Source organism: Fulvivirga lutea, from assembly GCF_017068455.1.
Taxonomy (GTDB): domain Bacteria; phylum Bacteroidota; class Bacteroidia; order Cytophagales; family Cyclobacteriaceae; genus Fulvivirga; species Fulvivirga lutea.
The window spans coordinates 1,502,481-1,523,229 of the sequence record NZ_CP070608.1; the positions used below are offsets into that span (position 1 = coordinate 1,502,481).

Sequence of the window (20,749 nt, forward strand, 5' to 3'; positions counted from 1 at the left end):
GCAAGCAAAAGCCACCATCATTCCCTGTCATTCACGCCTTATTCCGGTTGTCTACGCCAAAAAGTTAGAACATAACAATCTATCAATTTTCTTCGCATGAAGGCTATCGTAAACAATTTAAGTGTAATGGCATCTTGCCTGGCCACCATGAAATAAATTGAACAGAATATTCTGATCTGGTAATGGAGGCAAATAAAATTAACAAGATGGCTCACGTAAATAAAATTAAAAAAGACATGATCAAATCAGCTTTAACTACCCTTTTTTTGCTACTTCTGAATTGGCAAATATTTGCTCAATTGCCAATACAACTCACGGCCACTAACCCTTCTAATAATGCCACTGCGGTGACAAACACCGCCAACATAAGCGTCACGTTTGATAAAGAGGTAAACCCCACCACGCTCACTACAGGCGGTGTGGTTATCCACGGAGGCAATGGCCCTGTTTTGGATTTCCCTATGCCCACCGTGTCAGGTTCTACAGCTACCTTTGACCCAGTCAGGAATTTCTTTCCGGGTGAGGTAGTCTCCATCTCATTTACTTCAGGCGTAACCGCTACCGATGGCGGGATTTTGGAAACTCCTTTTGTATCCCGGTTTACTACAGCGGTAAGCCCAGCGAGCCCTGGCGTCTTCGCCAATGGGCAAAATAGGATTAATTCCGATGCAGGTAACCAAGGTGGTACCAGAAGTGTCCATGCCGCGGACTTGGATGGTGATGGTGACTTGGATGTGCTTTCTGCATCTCAAAATAATGGACTCATTGCGTGGTATGAAAACGATGGGTCAGGCAGTTTCGGTACAACGCAGACCATTACTACCGCAGTGTTTGGTGCTATAAGTGTCTATGCCGCGGATTTGGATGGAGATGGTGACTTGGATGTGCTGTCAGCTGCTGAAGGAGGTGGCTTCATTGCATGGCATGAAAATGATGGATCAGGCACTTTTGGAGCAATGCAGACCATTACTAACGGAGCACCTACTGCCTCAAGTGTCTATGCCGCGGACCTGGATGGTGATGGGGACCTGGATGTGCTGTCTGCTTCAGAAGCAAATGGTATTGCATGGTATGAAAACGATGGGTCAGGCAGTTTTGGGGCACTACAGACCATTACTACCGAGGCAAGTGGTGCCAAAAGTGTCTATGCCGCAGATCTGGATGGTGACGGGGACCTGGACGTGCTGTCTGCTTCTCAATTCGATAACCGCATCGCATGGTGCGAAAATGATGGGTCAGGTAGTTTCGGGCCACTACAGACTATTACTACCGGGGCAAGTGCTGCTTGGAGTGTCTATGCTGCAGACCTGGACGGGGACGGGGATTTGGACGTACTGTCTGCTTCTCTAGTTGACGATCGCATCGCATGGTACGAAAACGATGGTTCAGGCAGTTTCGGTTCACAGCAAACCATTACTACAAGTGCGAATGATGCCTTCAGTGTCTATGCCGCGGATCTGGATGGTGACGGAGACCTGGACGTGCTTTCAGCTTCTCAAGCTGATGCCCGCATCGCATGGTACGAAAACGATGGTTCAGGCAGTTTCGGGTCACAGCAGACCATTACTACGAGCGCAAATGGTGCCATCAGTGTCTATGCCGCGGATCTCGATGGAGACGGAGATCTGGACGTGCTTTCTGCTTCTGAATTTGATAACCAAATCGCGTGGTATGAGAATGCGCTTCCAATTTCTATCACCTGCCCAGCAAATCAAAATGTGAATTTTAATGCCAATTGTGAATTTGTCATTCCTGATTTTAGCGAGTTAGTCAGTGTAGAAAATAATGTATCTCCTACACCAACCCTTGTTCAATCACCTATAGCAGGTACAGTCATTACAACCAGTCAAACAGTTACATTTACGGTAACTGATAGTAATGGTAATACAGATCAATGCACCTTTGAATTAATCCCGGCAGACAATACCGAACCGGTGATTTCTGCAGTAGCGGATCAAAATGTGAACTGCCAGTTTGTACTGATTGATTATACTGGATTGGCCACCGCTACAGATAATTGTACCGCTACTCCGGTCATTACGCAAAGCCCGGTAGTTGGTACGGTGATCAATACTACCCAAACGGTGACTTTAACCGCTACTGATGATGCAGGTAATACCGCTACTACCACCTTTGAGGTCATCCCTTCTGATACTAACGATCCGGTGATTTCTGCAGTAGCGGATCAAAATGTAGATTTTGATACAAACTGCCAGTTCGCACTGATTGATTATACCGGATTGGCCACCGCCACAGATAATTGTACCGCAACGCCAGTCATTACGCAAAGCCCGGTAGTTGGTACAGTGATCACCACTACCCAAACAGTGACCTTGACCGCCACTGATGATTCAGGCAACACAGCTACAACCACGTTTGAGGTCATCCCTGCTGATACTAGCGAACCGATCATTTCTGCAGTAGCGGATCAAAATGTAGAATTTGATGCAAACTGCCAGTTCACACTGCTTGATTATACTGGATTGGCCACAGTTACTGATAATTGCACCAACACCCTGGTTATTACGCAAAGCCCTGCGGTAGGCACGGAGATTACTTCAAGTCAAACAGTTACATTGATGGCCACTGACGATGCAGGCAATACAGCCACTATCACCTTTGAGGTTATCATTGTCGATACTACCGATCCGGTTATTTCTACCGTAGCAGACCAAAATGTAGAATTTGATGCAAACTGCCAGTTTACACTGCTTGATTATACCGGATTGGCCACCGCTACTGATTTTTGTAACACTACTCCGATCATAACACAAAGCCCGGCAGTTGGTACGGTGATCACTACTACTCAAATGGTGACATTAACGGCTACTGATGATGCAGGTAATACCGCGACTACCACCTTTGAGGTCATCCCTACGGACGATACGCCACCTTCAGTGATTGCTAGGGACATCACCATACAATTGGATGTGAATGGACAGGCATCTATTGCAACGAGTGATATTGATAACGGCAGTACGGATAACTGTTCTTTATCTCTGGCCCTGGATCAAACCAACTTTACTTGTGCAGATATTGGCACTAATATAGTTACCTTAACGGCTACTGATGGAAGTGGGAATTCGAGCTTCGCTACCGCTACGGTTACGGTGGAGGACAACATTGCCCCCACAGTTATCACTCGGAACATCACCCTACCTCTAGATGAAAGCGGTCAAGCTTCCATTATACCTGAAGATATCGACAATGGAAGTACGGACAATTGTGGCATAGCCAGCTTGGAATTGGACATTACTACATTTAACATTCCTACAACATCATCCACAGTAACACTTACCGTAACCGATGTAAACGGCAACAGCTCTTCAGGAACAGCTATAGTCTCTTTCGAAATGTTTGGCACTGACCTGTTCTTACCCACTTTATTTACTCCAAATGGAGATTCGAATAATGACTTTTTTATCGTAAGAGGCGGAGGTAACGTGGCAAGCATTCAAATGAAAATATTTGATAGGGAAAATAATCTTGTATACAGTTCTGAAAGTTTAACAGAGCTCTTTCAGACAGGTTGGGACGGAGGGGGCCAACCGCAGGGCGCTTATCTGTGGGGCATCAGCGGTAGTTTTACTGATGGGTCGCCACTATTAGTAAACGGAAAAAATACCGGCATCATAAGACTCCTTAGATAAATTTTAAAATTCAAAAAAAACACATTTAGATATGGTTTCAATCAATAAAATTATAGCCTTGAGTGTATTCACTCTGCTGCTATCAATCGTCAAGGTGAGTGCACAGGATCCTAATTTTTCTATGTACCACTACACACCTTTATTTACTAATCCGGGTAGTATTGGCCTACAAGAGAATGTTAGCATCATGTTAAACTATCGATCTCAGTCAGTAGAAGTAGGTGAAAATTTCAGGGCATCTTCCTTATCTGGTTATTACCCGATTAAAATAAGAAATCATCGTCTGGTGGTTGCGGGAAACTTTTTGAACGACCAGATAGCTGATTTTGCCCAGGTTAATGGTGGGCTTTTAGGCGTGGCATACGCTATCCAAATTACTCCTTTATCAGAATTAAGTTTTGGGGCACAGTCTGGATTTTACCAACGCAGGATTAACAATAACTTCACTACAGACGATCAGTTTGTGGATGGAGTGTTTAACCCCAACATTGTTTCTGGCGATGCAGTACTAGGTCAGACAGTAAGCTATCCAACGCTTAGCTTAGGAATACAATACCAGCTTAATGATGAACAAGGCCAAGAAAAGGCTTTTGTCGGGGTAGCCCTTTTCAATGCTACAGAGCCGAATGTTTCCCTAGATGAAAGCGGCAAGGACAAATTGCCATCCAGTATTCGTGCATCTGTAGGATATAGAATTTATCAAGGATATAAATTTTCTGTAATGCCTACCGCAAGGTTAGTAAGACAGGCCAGTAACAATTTTCTCAATATCGGTTCACGATTTGGTTATGAATTGGATAATTCAGAAGAAGGAGTAAAAAAAATTGATTTAGGAATCTGGTACAATACCAATAACCTAGGTGTCTTTTCCATCGCCTACGAGCAGCCAAATCTTACGATTGGTGTGAGTTATGACCTTCCTGTTGGAGCCGATTTGAATACTGCTCAGAATGGAATTTTTGAATTGGCCGTGTCTTTCAGAATAAAGAAGAAGAGCTAACCCAATCTTCAGAAATAAAAGTCTTAGGTATCGATGAATAAAAAAAGCAGAGACTCAATAGAATCTCTGCTTAGTAAAATTATCTCGAAGAATGCTATTAATCTGTCTTCAATCTTCCCGTCATTCGTTCAACCTTCCAATAGGCCGCCACTACGCTTATGTACTCAACGGCTATAAGCCAAAATCCGGGGTCACCAAAAAAGGATAGGTAATCACCACCATTGGGGATGATAAAAACCGGAACAGTGATTATTGCATCCAGTAACATCGCGCCCAAAAACATCATTGTTCCTAATAAAAATCCATTGGTTTGGTAGCCTCTGCGATAATACAAGTACGCACCAATAAGCGCAGCAGGAATGATGGCCAACATCAAAACATAGTTTGCCTGTTGGTTGGCATTTTCTAAGATCTCAACGAAGTAAGAGCCTACAAAAGCTGTAATTCCTATAATGTAAACTACCAATGAACTGATCACCACTTGTTTCAAGTTCAAGCTTTTCATGCTAGTTAGATTTAAATGCTCTGTGGAATTTCTTCATTCCAGATACCCGATGCCGCAGTTTTCTCAGCGAATGCTTTAAAGTCAATGGCCTTTCTGCTCAAAACTCTTTCTACATCATCAGAAACTTCCTGATTATCAGGATTGCCTAATACTTCTTTAAACAAGTATCCAAAAAGCCAAACGTAAGAGTCCGGCAATCCGGCTGCTTTCATACCGGCCTTAAATTCTTCAATTGAAATAGGCTGATAGTGAATTTCTCTGCCTACAGCTTCAGACATGGTTTCTACTACTTCCCTAAAAGTCATTTTCCTCGGGCCTGTCACTGTTACAGTTTGTCCGTTGTAACTATCATCAAGCAAAACTTTTGTCACGACTTCTGCGATGTCATTCGCATCTACAAAAGGGATTTCTGCATCAGGCATAGGCAATGCCACAGCGCCAGCCAAAATAAAATCTCGAAAGGCACCTTCACTGAAGTTCTGATTAAACCAGGAGGCACGTACCAATGTATAATTCAAACCGGAATGAGCGACAATTTCTTCACAAGCTTCTGCTTCTGTTTCGCCCTTACCTGATAGTAGTACTACTTTTTCCAGCCCTTCTTTTAGAGCTGCTGCAGTCAATTGTTCGATTGCAGTTCTTGCACCCGGCACTGCCAGATCAGGATAGTAAACAATGTAAGCTCTATCCATACCCTTGAGGGCAGGTGCGTAAGTGCTTGGGTCGTCCCAGTCGAAAGCCGGACTGCCGTTTCTGGAGCCGATGGTTACATCGTGGCCCAATTTTGTTAAGTTTTCAACTACGCGGCTTCCGGTCTTACCGGTGCCACCGATTACTAAGATGTTGTGTGTCATTTTATTTATTGTTTATAGTTCCAAGAATTATGAAAATGAAAGCCATCACGGAAGCCCACGTGCGATACAGATGGTATTTGTTCCAGAGGACTTCGTAATAGTTTCTGAAGTTTTTGAGCTCATCAGCATTCAAATCATTGAGTTTGAGTGCTTCCAGAGCATCATTGAGCGGCACATTGCCAAAGGCAGTTATTCCAAATGTTATAGCGTAAAAAATAGCTGCTAGAACTACCCAAAATGTTGCCATGCTCCATGTGTTGAAGAGATGAATCCCTGCATCTGTAATGGCCAACAGCAGTGCGCCAAAAAATATGATAAAGAAATAAGGGTTTAGAATCTCCTTGTTGATGGATTTCATTGTTTCCAGATATGAAGCATCAGAGATTTTCAATGTGCCGGGAATGACAGATACTTGCCACGCGTAAAAAAAGCCACCTGAAAGTCCGAGGAGCAGGATTGTTATGATGTGTATTGTTGTTTTTGAGTATTCCATGAGTTTATATGTTTGATTCCAACCATGCTTTCAGTAATTCACTTTCACTGTAGGACAGCTTACTTCCCTTGGGCATTCGCTTTTTTACAAATACTTGCTTATAGATTTTTCCTGCCCGCTTATTCATGTTCTTTTTAGTAAATACCATGAATGGGTTTTTCTTTCTGTGACAGGAATTGCACTTTGCCTCTAATAGGCTCATTACTTCTGCCGACAAGGTTGTGTTGATGGCAAAAGGTTGATGCTTTGCTGGCGCCTCTGCCTTAATCATATGTGTTAGGAGAATTATAATAACGGTTATAATTCCTATTAAAATGGTTTTTAGGGGTTGTCGTGTTTTCATCTTACATCAAATTGATCATGATGTAAAGATGAGTGCTTGCTTTAGTGATAACTTGACCATTTAAGCCAAGTTTTTGGCAGTTTAAGCCATGCGGTTATTTACTTTGGGAAAGGAGGTCCTTTTTTAAGCGAATGAAGTCGATCCAGTAAATATCTCCTGTTTCATCATCACCCCTATGAAAGAATAAGTACTGGCCATCGGGTGATACACTGGCACACATTTCGGTCAATGGAGTATTTACTTTTGGACCCATGTTAACTGCTTTTGTCCAATTGCCATTTTGATTAAAGCTGATATACAAATCATTTTCACCAAAGCCTGACTCACTTTCTCCATCGTAAATGAGATAGCTTTCATCTGGGGCAATGTAGGGGTGAGCTATCCATTTACCATCAAAGTTTACTTCATCGCCTAGTTTTTTAACCTTATTATATTGTCCATTTTCATTGATCGAATAATAAATACCGCCATCTTCCATTTCATCTTCCTCTTCCTGAGATGTAAAATATAGATTCCCATTTTTTGATGTGGTCAGGTACATCATAAACCGATCTTCAAAGTTTTTTTCAATAGGTTTTGGAGTACTCCAACCATGATCACTTTTTTCTGCATACCATTGGTACAGCGCTCTCGGTTTTAAGGTATCCAAGTGTGGCCTGATGCTTCCGAAGTATAGCTTGTCTCCAGTAGGGTTAATGTGTGGCTCAAAATCCCAACCTACTTCAGCTTTAAAGAATACTGGCGATGGGTTGGACCATTGCCCATTTTTGTATTGCATGGTTATTATCTCATTGGCACCCTCAGGTTTTCTACTCGTGTAGAACAATTCGTCCATCTCCGGACTAAAGGTGATGGCAAACTCAAAGTTCTCTTTTGATATAATACCTTCCCCAAAAATTAAAGCAGAGTCCTGAGGTATCTGCTCACTGAATAGGGTCAGGTTAGATTCAGCTTCTTTTTGACATGATGAAGCGAAAATGATAGTGATAAAGAAAAGTAGTAAAACTGTTTTTGATTGATTCATGTGATTGTTTTTTTACAGCAAAGGTGTGCTTTGATGACTTTTGCCCACTTAACTTTTTCGGCCAAGTCTTTGACAGTTTACGCCATACCACTAAATAGGTTAGCTATTTCTGAATTCGAGAGGCGATTGATCAGTCCATCGCTTAAAAGCACGATTAAAGGAGCTTTGTTCTGAGAAACCGGTTTCAAAAGCGATTTCTGCAATACTACGATTTGAATGAGCAAGTAGGTCTTTGGCAATAGCTTCCTGTGTCTTTTTAATGAGATCCCGAAAGGTAACTCCGTGTTCTGCCAGTCTTCGGGTAAGCGTGCGGTTGCTCATGCCCATATGCTCTGCAATATGTATAACACCTGGAATTCCACTTGGAAGTGCCTCCTTAATAAGCTGTTCTACATCCTTGGTAAACTGGACTAAATCGGCTTGTATTCCTTCGGTTTCTTCTTTCACACGATCGACTAGAAACTTATTGATGCTCTCATCGGCCTTAGCCGTTCTCAACTCGAGGTCTTTGGTTTTATAGGCTATATAGTAGTGTGGCTGTTCAAAAAGTAATTCACAGCGAAATCCTTTTTTATGACTGGAGAGATCTTTTGGAGCTTTATGCTTGAATGCCACCTGAACAGGAAGGATGTCAGTTTCAGTGATAGCCTGCAACACCACAACGGTGGCTGATAAAGTAGCTTCATTAGAAAGTTGTACACCTCGTCTATGCGGTTCTCGGTGGAGGTAAATGTAAGACCAATCGCCTCTTTTTTCTACTTTGAAAACATACGTGTCGGAAAGTAATTTGAAGTACCGTTCACTTCTCACAAAGATTTCCCCCGCCCAGGAGCAGGTACGCCAGGATAATCCCAGAACGCCATAATCATCAATCTTCATTTCCTGACCAACACGAACAGCGAAACCGGGGCCCAATTTATCATCCAGTAATTCATGCGTAGCAAAAAACTGATCTGAGGGCACTGCTTGCAATTGCTCCATCTTCTCCAAAGAAACTGGTATGTCAGACAAGTCTTCACTGGTAAGGCCTTCTGCTAATCCATGATTCACAATTTTCTTGTATAGACTGATGGAGATATAACTCATTAGCTATGAATGCTTTGGCTAACCATTGAAGTTACAAAAAAATGACTATTGCATTTACAGATTGTAACAGAAGTCAATCCTGAGATTTAAACCATCGCTTCCTGTTTTTATTTAATAAGCTAAAATTAACAACCTACTTGCTGGCTTGATTCAGAACAAATACGGCCATCTGCAAATAACTCTTTCCGACTATTTAACACAGGAGCTTCAACAGGCTTAGTGGACAATAAGTATTCTGTTTTCAGATGCGGAAAGTGTAACTATAGAAAAGTGTTATACCCTTTTAAAAATAGAGAAGGTTAAGGAGCTCTTAGTGTATGATGATTTACCTCGAGTGCGCTTTTAGGTTTAAATACTCAAGCATGGAATATTTGAATAACCCATTTTAAGAAGTTATCGGTCTTGCTCCGAATCGTTTTAAAAAAACTTCTAACAGTTAATCGTAAACCCCTGGATAGCTAGTAAATCTTATAACTTTTTTCCAAAATTATGTAATACTTATGCAATCAAGGGTGCTGTACTTTGTTTCATAGTTTTGAATAATTGAAAAGTCAAGAGTTATGAAACATACATATCATATACATGGAATGACCTGCAATGGTTGTCGAAGTCACGTAGAAGAGACGCTTTCAAAAGTAAAAGGGGTTTCTAACGCATCCGTTAATCTTGAAGATGCTGAAGCAACCATAGAAATGGAACAGCACATTTCTTTGGAAACTTTTCAACAGGCTTTGAAGGATGATGGCGGAAGGTATACCATTCATAATCCGGGAGAGCATCACCACCACCATCCTGAGACAAAAAAAGAGAAACCATCAGGTAAAGGCACAGGCACATTTTATTGCCCCATGCATTGTGAGGGTGAAAAAACATATAATCAACCAGGTGATTGTCCTGTTTGTGGAATGGATTTAGTAGAAGAACAAAGTTTATCATCGGCTTCGGCAGAAAAATGGACTTGTCCTATGCATCCCGAAGTAGTAAAAGATGAAGCAGGTTCATGCCCAATTTGTGGAATGGATTTAGTGCCTATGGAACCAGACCTATCTTCAGAAGAAAAGACCTATAAAAGGCTGTTGAAAAAATTCTGGATTGCTACGGTATTCACATTGCCCATTTTCTTGATAGCAATGAGTGAAATGATTACTAACAATCCACTATATGATTTAATGGAACAGAAATACTGGAACTGGGTACAGTTTACCCTTTCCTTACCAGTTGTATTTTATGCTACATGGATGTTCTTTGAACGTGCTTATAAGAGTATTAAGACATGGAACCTCAACATGTTTACACTTATTGGTATAGGCGCTGGAGTGGCTTGGCTGTTTAGTGTAGTTGGAATGTCATTTCCAGATTTATTTCCAGAGCAATTTAAATCGGAATCAGGTGCCGTTCACGTGTATTTTGAAGCTGCGTCAGTTATTCTGACTTTGGTTTTGTTAGGCCAATTATTGGAAGCGCGAGCTCATAGTAAAACCAACTCCGCTGTAAAGGAGTTGCTCAAATTAGCACCTAACAAAGCAATTAAAATTGTTGATGGTGAAGAAGTTGAAGTGAGTATTGATGAGATTGAACTTAATGATATACTAAAAGTAAAACCTGGAGATAAAATACCTGTAGATGGTATCATCACAGAAGGTGAAACCAGTATTGATGAATCAATGATTACAGGTGAGCCCATTCCCGTCAATAAAGCTAAAAATGACAAGGTGAGTAGTGGCACAATCAATGGCAATCAAACTTTTTTCATGAAAGCTGAAAAGGTTGGTAGTGATACGCTATTATCACAAATCATTCATATGGTAAATGATGCCAGTAGAAGTCGTGCGCCAATTCAAAATCTAGCTGATAAAGTGTCCGCATATTTCGTTCCTGTAGTGGTAATTATTTCTATTATCACGTTTATCGTTTGGGCCATTTTGGGTCCTGAACCAGCATATGTTTTTGCATTGGTTAATGCAATTGCTGTTTTAATTATTGCCTGCCCATGTGCCTTAGGGTTAGCAACGCCAATGTCCGTAATGGTTGGTGTAGGTAAAGGTGCTCAAAATGGTGTACTCATCAAAAATGCAGAGGCATTGGAAAAAATGAATAAAGTTAATACGCTTATAGTAGACAAAACCGGAACAATTACAGAAGGTAAACCAACCGTAGAAAAGGTAGGAGCTTTTGGAAGTGAATACAGCGAAAAAGAAGTATTGAATTACATTGTATCATTAAACACCAATAGCGAACATCCTTTGGCAGAGGCAACTGTTAACTATGGCAAAGAGCACAACGCTGAAATGTTAGAATCAGCCAAATTTAGTGCGGTTACAGGGAAAGGTGTAGAAGCTGAAATAAATAACAAAAAGATTGCTTTGGGTAATCCCAAAATGATGGAATATGCTAATGCTGAAATCAGCTCAAAAATGGATGAAGAAGCAAAGTCCTATCAAAAACAAGGGAAGACTGTTTCTTATCTCGCCATTGATTCTACCGTGGTAGGATATGTAGTAATAGGTGATAAAATTAAAGATACCAGTGCAAAAGCTATCAAAGAATTGCAGAGTAAAGGCATCGATGTGGTTATGCTTACCGGTGATAATCATGAAACAGCACAAGCGGTAGCAGCAGAGCTTAATCTTGCAGACTTTAAAGCAAGTATGTTACCAGAGGATAAATTGAAAGAAGTAGAGAAACTTCAGAACAGTGGCAAAGTGGTGTCTATGGCAGGAGATGGTATTAACGATGCACCAGCATTAACAAAAAGTGATGTTGGTATAGCTATGGGAACAGGAACTGATGTAGCTATTGAAAGTGCAATGATAACACTGGTTAAAGGTGATTTAAATGGCATAGTAAAAGCACGTAATTTAAGCGAAGCAGTAATGAAGAATATTAAGCAGAATCTATTTTTTGCATTAATTTATAATACTTTGGGTGTGCCTATTGCAGCGGGTGTGTTGTTCCCGTTTTTTGGAATTTTATTATCACCTATGATTGCAGCCTTGGCAATGAGTTTTAGTTCAGTATCTGTAATTGGGAATGCCTTGAGATTAAGAGGTAAAAGTATTTAGGTTCTGGAAATGGTTACTGATTCAAACCTATAACTATGCTGAAACCGGAGCACTTACGAGATCAAAATCGTAAGTGCTTTTATGTTACATGCAATTTAAATTTTGCTTAATTATTTTTCTAACCGTAATAGTGCACTGTCTAATTTAAAAGAATCAGAGATAGGTGCTAATAAATTGAAAGTTAAACGAGCGTTTTGTGAGACATCACAGATTTAACTTCAAATCAATCTTTTAATAATTACGATCATTACACTTCATAGTGTATAAATATTAATGATAGGCTGATTAAAATTTATTAACTTAATAATGTTTCTATTTTGATTTTTTCAATAACAATACGTTGATGAGTTTAAATGAAAAACGGAAAAATCAGCCTTATAAAAATGATAAAGACCCTTTAAAGGATTTCAAATATCTTGATCCTAATAAGGATATTTATAAACAAATTTTTGAGTTTTCCATCATTCCCACTATTGTGCATGATCTTAACATGAACATAATAGATGTTAATAATTCAGCACTAAAAGAATTCGGCTATTCAAAGGAAGAATTCTTATCTAAAAGTGTTTTTGAACTTCATACAGAAGGCCAGTTAAATCATTCTGAGGAAGTTCGGAAAAAGATGAAGACAGAAGATACAATTAGTGTAGAAACTAAATTTAAAAGAAAAGACGGGTCAGTATTTGATGCAGAAGTAACTCCATGTCGCTATCTTATTGGACAAACTCCTATAATTCATGTGTACATTAAAAATATTACAAGTAGAAAAGTAGAGGAGAAGAATTTAAATGCTCTCAATAAGAAACTGTTAAGTACAAATCAAGAATTGAAAGATTCAATAAATTTAAATGATTACCTAACGAAAGAAATCCATCACAGGACAAAAAATAACTTACAAATGCTTAATAGCATTATTTCTTTGCAAGCTTTAAAGCAGAAGAATTATGATACTCAGGTTTTCATTAAATCCGTAAGTAGCAAAATATATTCTATAGCAAAAATCCATGAACTCCTTTTACAGTCGGAAAATCACGATAATTTATTGATCAAAGATTATATTCTGTCTATAACAAATAATATTTTGCAGAATAGCTCCAAATTTAAACATACCGTTCGTTCTGATTTCGAAAAACATTCTTTACAATCAGATTATGCATTAAATCTAGGATTCATAACGAATGAGCTAATTACTAATGTTATAAAACATGCTTATCCTGATGGTAAAGGATTCATTGATTTAAAATTGAGCAAGACCAATGACACTTATACTTTCTCTGTAAAGGATTATTCCGCCCAAAGTTTTAATGAAAAGGCTAATCAAGGGATTGAATCCTCTGGTTGGGAATTAATAAATATATTTACAGAGCAACTAAAAGGTAAAATGGAAGTAAAATATGATAACGGAAATGAATTTATTCTAACCTTTCCAGAATAGTTCTTTCTAAGAGCGTTTTGTGTTACTTATCACATTACTTTTTAAAAGATCTTATCAATTTTACGAGTTACCACTCTCTGATCGTTCCTCTATGCCAGAACTTCCCCGTTTTCAAATTCCCTTCGAGTAGTTCAAAGATTTCCTTGGCCACTTCGTCAGGTTTTCTGGAGGCATTAGCACCTCCCATGTCGGTCTGTGTCCATCCGGGATCGAGCGCAGATACTTTTATATTATTAGGCCTCAGTCTATTAGCCAACAGCTTTGTATACATATTTAATGCAGCTTTTGACATCTTATAATGAGGTTGAAATTCATCGAAATAAGGATCACTAAATGAACCCCAAGCCGAACTGATATTAATAATATGGCCTCCCATATTGAGGTATGGCAACAATTTTTCAGTTAGTTCTATTGTGCCAAACACGTTTACATTAAAAGTATCTCGTAACTGTTGAAGGTTGATGTTTGTGTTATCCCATTGTTCTAATAATATGCCCGCATTGTTAATGATGAAATCAATTTTTTCTGACTGTAGTTTTTGAGTCAGTGCATGAATTGAATTAGGTTCCGCCAAATCCAATTGATACCATTTTGTATTATCCAATTTTTGGGTCACATCAACATTTCTGGCAGTGCCTATTACGTTATAGTTTCTGTCAGCCAAATATTTAAACGTTGCCTTACCAATACCTCTGTTGGCACCCGTTACTATTCCTGTTTTCATTACATTACCATTGATTTGTTACAGTAAGAGGCTTTTTCAAAATCCCTGATATTCATTGAAATTATAGCTATATCAGGAAACATTACATTCAGAGCAGAAACAATCTTTTGAGACAAACCTTGTTTCTGTTCTGCTGTTCTACCTTCCATAATGTTGGCAAATACGTGAATAAACCCATTTTTACCCTTACCTAAACGGTAGTTGCTAAAGGGATTAATTCTCACTTTAATGTCTCCTTCGGCAAAGAGGCCTGTGGATTCAGCAGCGCTGTAAACGGACTCCATTATTTCTTCTGGAGACTTCCTGTTAATTATATTGTCTGAGCAATCTATGATGAAATGTGGCATGTATTACGTTGTTTAAAATCAGTTTAAAATTTGTTTGCGTGTACCAGCAATTAGTAGATAAAAGGTTAATGTAATTTCTCCGATGGCAGCAGAAATACCAACAATTGTTGCTAACAGCATCTCGTTGCCAGGGAATAAAAAGTTACCAAATGTCTCAATTAAATAGCCACCAGCAGCCAAGACCATTAATATTCCAAGTATTCTCGGAAAATAGCTGGATTTGTATAACAAGATACCTAGAAGTAGACAATGCACACCAAAGAAAGCTCCTGCAATTAAGTATCCGGTAGTGTGTGCAGTCATAAAGTTCATTACAGTACCTGCCAGTTCTGAGGTGGCTGCATTACCATCAGTAACTTTGAGCGCCATGTAATGATTAACCAAATTAATACTTGCAATGGCGGGCTGGGCAATTAATCGAAAGGCCGAAGCAACCATGGCAATGGTTTTGTTTGTATCTTTTAATAGTTGATAGAGTAAAATTGAAATCACGGCATCCAGCATAAAAGCAATCAGGTCCGCCACCAACCCAAAACGAAAAAGAAAATCAGCGTTAAGAATATTAGTAAGCGTAGCGTTTGCATCATTCGGGATCACAAGTGTTCCTCTCACATAGCCTTGGGCAAATCCGGCACAGATGATTACAAGCAAATAAAGTAATCCGGTTAGCCTTGCCTTTTTTTGAATGTTGTTTTCCATGATTATGTATGTATGAATAGTTCTTTTTTTGGTTTTCTTACCTTTTTCCTGTTTTGTGTATGGTCATTCACTGAGCGATAACCAATCGGAGCAATCACAGCTGCATTTAGCCCTAATTTGTCTAAACCAAGTATTTTATTGTAATCTTCACTTTCAAAACCTTCCATAGGGCAGGCATCTATCTTAAGCTCGGCACAAGCAATTAACAAATTGTTTAAGGCCAGGTAGGTCTGCTTTTCAGACCAACTTTTTCTCTTGTCCGATTCCATGTTTCCCACGGCCTGCTTAATAAATTCACCGTAGTTTATTACACCCTCTTTGTCATTATCATCCACTTCAATAATACGTTTGACGAAACCATCTATGTGCTGATCAAAGCTGGTAGTATAGTTACAAAAAACGAATAAATGCGATGCGTCTGTGATCTGACTCTGATCCCAGGAAGCCTTTCTTAGCTGTTTTCTTAGTTCAGGATCTTTGATGATGAACACCTTATACAATTGCAACCCGTAAGAAGATACTGATAGTCTTATAGCTTCCTTCAGAAACTCCAATTGCTCATCATTCACTTTTTTCTCTGTGTCGAATAATTTTGTTGCATATCGCCAATTTAATTTATCTAGTAAGTTCATTTTTTTATATGTTAGATTTAATGAAATTTTTGAGTTTAAAATCTTCTTTAAACCCCGTTTTTAAATAAAGGCCTTTGCCCATTTCTGAAGCCTGAAGGGTGGCTAGTGTAGCTCCTTTTTTTTCAGCAATACTCAATACATGGTGTAGCAACTCTTTGGCGTAGCCTTTTCTGCGTTGCTCGGGGATAATGCCCATGGAATGTATTCCTATTACGTTTAGATTATCCTGATATAGTACTGCTGTGCCTACCTGCTTTTCTTTACTATGGGCAATAAAGTAATTAACCATGTGCATGGTGTTAATTATGGTGCTGACAGTAATCTGATACCCAAATGCTTTTAAAAACAGGTCCGACCAAATGACAGCTTGTTCTAAGTTGTTTACCCTTACTAAATCCAGGTTATCGGATGTCCTAAATTTAGATTTAAGAGAGACTGACATACCTGTCAACTCATTCTTTAATTCAAAACCATTAGACGTTAACAGGTCTTCAGCTTTATTGAATGGGTTATCCCAAATGGCAATTGAAATGTTGTTCAGTTTCCATTGTTCCTGGATTTCATCCATCAATGGTTGGTCAGGTTTTCGATGAAACCATAGTTTATTTGGCCATTCTGACTGTTTTACAACACTCATGGAATAATCCTGGTTAGCAAATAATTGGCCTGCTAACTTTCCGCCAAGGTTCCACAGGCTGACCAGGTTGTTTATATTCTCAGTTATTTGTTTCATTTATTTTAAATTTTAATCAGAAATACTCCGGTGATCATGATGATCATTCCAATCAACTTTTTTATTGACATCAGTTCTACCGGCATCCCAAACCACCCATAGTGCGCGGCTATTGATGCGAATATGATCTGGCCTGTTAAGCCGAATGTTACCACTGTGGATATTCCTAATCTTGGAATCACATAATAGAAGAGAGCCAGGGCAGAAAAGCTGAATACACCACCCAAAAACAAATGAAGTGGTATAGACTTCAATTGCTGAAGCGTAGGGTAGGATCTGGTAGTTATAAGAAATGCCGCCAGCGTAATAGTAGCACTTGTGATTAACGCTATGGTAGTTGCCAATAGCGTATTACTTAACATCAAACCTAGTCTGGCATTAATACCACCTTGAATTACAACAAGAACACCTACTGAAACAGACATGATCAATAAATAAGAAGTATTCATGACCTGTATTAGTTACTGTTTATTGGAATAGCTAAAGGTCGCATAGGACTACCTGATGCTCCTTTTAACTTTAGCGAGGCTGCGATAAATGCAAACTCATAAATTTCCGCTTTGGAAAGCTCTTCCAGGTTCATTTGTTCAATAAACATGACCCCTTTTTCAGCTAGTAAATAGGTATGGACGGGTACCCAATTGTCTTCACTTTCTGGCGGGAAAGTCTCAAAACTGAGATTGTCAGCTCCTAAAAGCATCACACCTTGTTCTTCAATTAACCATTTTACCGCATCCATGTTAATACCGGGAAAGTGATGGAAATACGTAGTTGCATCTTCATAAAATTGGGCCTGACCCGTCCGAATAAGGACAACATCGCCATTCTTTAATTCAATGCCCTGTTGCTTTATTGCTCCTTTCAAATCATCAGAGTTAATGCGATAGTTGTCCTTTATATTTTCATAGCCTTTGTAAGAAGCGATATCGATTAACACACCTCGGGCAATTATTGGGGGAATAGTTTCCGCACCGGTTTTCTGCCAGCCTTTATCGCCAAGATATTGATCAGGAGTAAAACCATTCCATATTTTACCATTTAGCCCAAAATGGTTGAGCGCGTCTATATGTGTACCCATGTGGGTATACATGGATATAGCGTCACCCGTGTAGCTAACCTTTTCATTCATGGCTTTTCCTAACCCATTTGGGTTGTCAACCACTGTGCCATGTGGAGTATGCGTTAACCAGTACTGATAGCCGGGATCGCCCAATGCACTAAAGCTTGGCATACCCACAAAATAATCCACGCTCAAGTCAAATACTTCACCGGATACTATCTGACTTAATACTGACAGTTTTGAAGCATCAGACATCATGTTTAGCGTGCCTATTTCATCATCAGGTCCCCAGGGACTTTTTCCTACTGATTCTTTTTGCTGTGCGATTGATGGACTCACCAAGAGCACCAGCATTGTTAATTTTGTTAATATGATTTTCTTCATTGTACTGTGTTTTTGATTACAGTACAAAGGTTGGAAGCGGTACCTTACTAAAAATTAAGGTATCTTAAGAAAGATCTTGTCTCATCCTATTTTTGCGAATAGTGCTCAAATGTTCAGGGGTAATCCCCAAATAAGAAGCAATCATATATTGCGGCACTCTTTGCTCTATTTCCCGATATGTTTTTATAAATTCCAGGTAACGGGTTTCAGCAGAGTCACTCATAGTATGTATGGTTCGGTTTTGAAGAGATACATATGCATTTTGCATTTTAAACCTGAAAAACCGATCTATTGAAGGCACATCATCAAATAACGTATTTAGTTTATTTCGGTGGACTTGTAATACAGTAGTGGGTTCCAGCGCCTGAACAAAAAGTTGTGCCGGAGTTTCAGTTAGATAGCTGTATAAATCATTTACCCACCAGCCTTCAATTCCAAATTGCAATATTCGCTCATGGGCCTGTTCGTTAATGTAATAGGAGCGGAGGCAGCCATTTTCTATAAATCGCATATGGTTTGAGATATCCCCTTTATAGAGAAGGTATTCTTTCTTTTTAAGATGCCGAGGCTCGAATGACCCCTTTACCAATTCCTCCTCCTCACTAGAAAGGGTTACAAGTTCCCTGATATTTCTAATAAGCTCAATTGACATAATTCAATAAAACTATTTCTAAGTTAATGATTTACGATCTTCATTTTTTCTTTGAACTTTTATAATTAAGCAGCAATCGAAATAACAAAAGGCCAAATTGCGGTTTAAACTAATATCTTCCTATTTTTATTTTGATGAAAGAACTGGAAACAAGGTTTCATTCAGAGCCGGAGATATTGAATACCTACAAGCTGGTTCAGGGGCATGGCATAAGGGCATGCTGCTTAAAGATCAGCCTACACTAGGATTCCAGCTCTGGATTTCACTTCCTCCTGAGCTTGAAACGGCTGATGCAAAAAGCGTTTATGTAACACCTGATGAAATATTTCGTAATGAAAGGTTTAAAATTCTTCTTGGTGAGCATGAAAGAATCAAAAGCAAAATTGATCCTCCTAACGATATGAATTACCTGGACGTTAATCTCGGTCCTGAAGAGAAATGGACGTATACTCCACCGGAATCTCATGATATTTTATGGTTGGTGGTGTATGAGGGAAAGTTGAGTGGGGCACTCATTGCTTCAGTTGGGGAGTTAATTGTGTTTGAAGAAGGTAATCAACCGGTTGAATTTTCATCGGAGCATGGTGCCAGCTTTTTATTAGGCTCTGCGAAGAAGTTTGAACATGATCTGGTGTTTGGGAGAGGCTCAATACATACCTCTGAATCTAATTTGCAGGCTAGCCAAATGAAGATTAATAAAATCTACGGTGAGCTAGTACAAAAAGGTACATTGAATTGAAAATAGACTAACTATTGTAAAAAATGACTAAAAAGATGAATAGAGGATTCATAATACTATCGTTGCTGTTACTTTTTAATTCTTGTAACAACGATACAAATGAAAAAGGCAGAATACTGATTGTTGTATCAAATACAGAGGATATGGGTGATACTGAAAAACACTTTGCTGGGAACAATCTTTGGGAAGTAGCTCCCCCATATCACATATTTGTTTCTCATGGTTATGCAGTAGATTTTGTATCTCCAACTGGTGGAAAAGTACCTTTTTCGATGGATCCTGTTGGCATTAGTAGTTATACCATTAAGTATGAAAAATTTAATGAGAAGGTTGAAAATTCATCAACACCTGATGAGGTAGATTATAAAAACTATAAAGCAGTATTTGTTGGTGGCGGTTATGGACCGTTATTCGATGTGGCCTATAACAAAGAAATACAATCAATAATTGCTGGTATTTACGAAAATGGGGGAATAGTGGGTGGTTATGGGCATGGGCCGGGTGCTTTAGCCAATGTTAAACTGAGTAATGGGGAGTTTATGGTTAAGGGCAAAAAAGTAACGGGTTTCCCAAATTCAACCGAGGTAACTAAAAGTTGGGCAAAAGAAGGAACTCTATTACCAATAATGCTGGAAGATCAATTGAGAGCTAATGGAGGCATTTTTCAAACTAAAAATGATTTGAACGATAAACACGATGTGGTTATTGATCAAAGAATTGTAACCACCATGTTTCTTCCATCTTCGGCTATAGTAGCCAAGGAAATGATTATTGAAATTGAAAAAGAACTAAAATAAACAACCATGCCACATTTTATAATAGACTGTTCAGAGAATGTGTTGAATCAGGAATCTCCGGAAAGAATTATGCAAAAGGTGTATGACACTGCAGATTCATCGAGCCTTTTCGCTAAAGGAGACATTAAAGTGAGAATAAACCCATTTAAACATTATAATATTGGTGAGTCAGAAGCCTTTTTGAACGTATTTGGCAACATCATGGAAGGGAGAACGGATGAGCAAAAACTGAAACTTTCCGAATCGATTGTCGCAGCGCTTAAAAACATGCTACCTAATGTGCCTTTTATTTCCATGAACGTTAGAGACTTTGAAAAGGCCAATTATTGTAATCGATCGATGGTTTAAATACTTCAATATCACTAAAATATCTTCATAAGCAACATGGACGAAAATTAAACAAAAGGCATCATATAATTATCGATGCCTTTTGTTTTAGTCGGATAACGAAAATTTACCCTCTTCCCATATATCATTGTTTATCAATAAGTTACATAATTATTCTTATTTAAAGATTAAGAATTGAAGCC

The 20,749-nt window shown here is 39.1% G+C and carries 21 protein-coding genes; 7 read left to right on the plus strand and 14 right to left on the minus strand.

Annotated elements, in window-relative coordinates; translation table 11 throughout:
* The first annotated feature begins 206 nt into the window (after positions 1 to 206).
* Positions 207 to 3,650: an FG-GAP-like repeat-containing protein gene (locus JR347_RS06855; RefSeq protein ID WP_205723305.1), complete on the plus strand. Its 3,444-nt coding sequence runs from the start codon at positions 207 to 209 to the stop codon at positions 3,648 to 3,650.
* A 58-nt stretch (positions 3,651 to 3,708) separates the two neighbouring features.
* A complete protein-coding gene (locus tag JR347_RS06860) occupies positions 3,709 to 4,650 on the plus strand; it encodes a PorP/SprF family type IX secretion system membrane protein (protein ID WP_205723306.1) in 942 nt (313 codons plus the stop codon).
* Between the two features lie 97 nt (positions 4,651 to 4,747).
* On the opposite strand, the gene JR347_RS06865 is transcribed toward JR347_RS06860, so the two are convergent.
* The 6 genes from JR347_RS06865 to JR347_RS06890 all read right to left on the minus strand — a co-directional run bounded on the left by JR347_RS06865 (position 4,748) and on the right by JR347_RS06890 (position 8,955).
* The gene (locus JR347_RS06865; protein WP_205723307.1) at positions 4,748 to 5,155 is read right to left on the minus strand and encodes a DUF5367 family protein; all 408 of its coding nucleotides are present in this window, start codon (positions 5,153 to 5,155) and stop codon (positions 4,748 to 4,750) included.
* An 11-nt stretch (positions 5,156 to 5,166) separates the two neighbouring features.
* Positions 5,167 to 6,009: an NmrA family NAD(P)-binding protein gene (locus JR347_RS06870; RefSeq protein ID WP_205723308.1), complete on the minus strand. Its 843-nt coding sequence runs from the start codon at positions 6,007 to 6,009 to the stop codon at positions 5,167 to 5,169.
* A 1-nt stretch (position 6,010) separates the two neighbouring features.
* A complete protein-coding gene (locus JR347_RS06875) occupies positions 6,011 to 6,502 on the minus strand; it encodes an anthrone oxygenase family protein (protein WP_205723309.1) in 492 nt (163 codons plus the stop codon).
* A 4-nt stretch (positions 6,503 to 6,506) separates the two neighbouring features.
* Entirely contained in the window at positions 6,507 to 6,845 is a 339-nt protein-coding gene (locus JR347_RS06880; protein ID WP_205723310.1) for a hypothetical protein, read from the minus strand.
* 94 nt (positions 6,846 to 6,939) lie between these two features.
* Positions 6,940 to 7,869: a TolB-like translocation protein gene (locus JR347_RS06885; RefSeq protein WP_205723311.1), complete on the minus strand. Its 930-nt coding sequence runs from the start codon at positions 7,867 to 7,869 to the stop codon at positions 6,940 to 6,942.
* Positions 7,870 to 7,968: 99 nt separating this feature from the next.
* Complete coding sequence (locus JR347_RS06890) at positions 7,969 to 8,955, minus strand: AraC family transcriptional regulator (protein WP_205723312.1); 987 nt, start codon at positions 8,953 to 8,955, stop codon at positions 7,969 to 7,971.
* Positions 8,956 to 9,515: 560 nt separating this feature from the next.
* On the opposite strand from JR347_RS06890, the gene JR347_RS06895 reads away from it, so the two are divergent.
* Together JR347_RS06895 and JR347_RS06900 are read left to right on the plus strand one after the other, a co-directional pair.
* Positions 9,516 to 12,017, plus strand: coding sequence for a heavy metal translocating P-type ATPase (locus JR347_RS06895; RefSeq protein ID WP_205723313.1), 2,502 nt, complete (start codon positions 9,516 to 9,518; stop codon positions 12,015 to 12,017).
* Between the two features lie 343 nt (positions 12,018 to 12,360).
* Complete coding sequence (locus JR347_RS06900) at positions 12,361 to 13,452, plus strand: PAS domain S-box protein (protein ID WP_205723314.1); 1,092 nt, start codon at positions 12,361 to 12,363, stop codon at positions 13,450 to 13,452.
* Positions 13,453 to 13,519: 67 nt separating this feature from the next.
* Here JR347_RS06900 and JR347_RS06905 read toward each other — a convergent pair whose 3' ends face one another.
* From JR347_RS06905 to JR347_RS06940, 8 genes are all read right to left on the minus strand, one after another.
* Entirely contained in the window at positions 13,520 to 14,176 is a 657-nt protein-coding gene (locus JR347_RS06905; RefSeq protein ID WP_205723315.1) for an SDR family NAD(P)-dependent oxidoreductase, read from the minus strand.
* Positions 14,176 to 14,523, minus strand: coding sequence for a 5-carboxymethyl-2-hydroxymuconate Delta-isomerase (locus tag JR347_RS06910; protein ID WP_205723316.1), 348 nt, complete (start codon positions 14,521 to 14,523; stop codon positions 14,176 to 14,178). Before JR347_RS06910 ends, JR347_RS06905 begins: the two co-directional genes overlap by 1 nt.
* Positions 14,524 to 14,541: 18 nt before the next feature.
* Positions 14,542 to 15,222 carry a DUF4386 domain-containing protein gene (locus JR347_RS06915; protein WP_205723317.1) on the minus strand — a complete coding sequence of 227 codons (681 nt, stop codon included), beginning with the start codon at positions 15,220 to 15,222 and terminating at the stop codon, positions 14,542 to 14,544.
* Positions 15,223 to 15,224: 2 nt separating this feature from the next.
* Positions 15,225 to 15,854 (minus strand): NAD(P)H-dependent oxidoreductase, encoded by a 630-nt coding sequence (locus JR347_RS06920; RefSeq protein ID WP_205723318.1) that lies wholly within the window; start codon positions 15,852 to 15,854, stop codon positions 15,225 to 15,227.
* A 4-nt stretch (positions 15,855 to 15,858) separates the two neighbouring features.
* A complete protein-coding gene (locus JR347_RS06925; RefSeq protein ID WP_205723319.1) occupies positions 15,859 to 16,587 on the minus strand; it encodes a GNAT family N-acetyltransferase in 729 nt (242 codons plus the stop codon).
* A 5-nt stretch (positions 16,588 to 16,592) separates the two neighbouring features.
* Positions 16,593 to 17,036, minus strand: a complete 444-nt coding sequence (locus tag JR347_RS06930; protein ID WP_205723320.1) for a DMT family transporter — start codon at positions 17,034 to 17,036, stop codon at positions 16,593 to 16,595.
* A gap of 8 nt (positions 17,037 to 17,044) precedes the next feature.
* Positions 17,045 to 18,031 carry a cyclase family protein gene (locus JR347_RS06935; protein WP_205723321.1) on the minus strand — a complete coding sequence of 329 codons (987 nt, stop codon included), beginning with the start codon at positions 18,029 to 18,031 and terminating at the stop codon, positions 17,045 to 17,047.
* Between the two features lie 64 nt (positions 18,032 to 18,095).
* Positions 18,096 to 18,683 (minus strand): Crp/Fnr family transcriptional regulator, encoded by a 588-nt coding sequence (locus tag JR347_RS06940; protein ID WP_205723322.1) that lies wholly within the window; start codon positions 18,681 to 18,683, stop codon positions 18,096 to 18,098.
* Between the two features lie 97 nt (positions 18,684 to 18,780).
* Between JR347_RS06940 and JR347_RS06945 the strand changes: the two genes are divergently transcribed.
* Genes JR347_RS06945 through JR347_RS06955 form a run of 3 tightly spaced genes read left to right on the plus strand, consistent with a single transcriptional unit; the run spans position 18,781 to position 20,567 of the window.
* Positions 18,781 to 19,422, plus strand: coding sequence for a pirin family protein (locus tag JR347_RS06945; RefSeq protein WP_205723323.1), 642 nt, complete (start codon positions 18,781 to 18,783; stop codon positions 19,420 to 19,422).
* 35 nt (positions 19,423 to 19,457) lie between these two features.
* The gene (locus tag JR347_RS06950; RefSeq protein WP_205723324.1) at positions 19,458 to 20,219 is read left to right on the plus strand and encodes a type 1 glutamine amidotransferase domain-containing protein; all 762 of its coding nucleotides are present in this window, start codon (positions 19,458 to 19,460) and stop codon (positions 20,217 to 20,219) included.
* A 6-nt stretch (positions 20,220 to 20,225) separates the two neighbouring features.
* Positions 20,226 to 20,567, plus strand: a complete 342-nt coding sequence (locus tag JR347_RS06955; protein ID WP_205723325.1) for a 5-carboxymethyl-2-hydroxymuconate Delta-isomerase — start codon at positions 20,226 to 20,228, stop codon at positions 20,565 to 20,567.
* Positions 20,568 to 20,749: the final 182 nt, after the last annotated feature.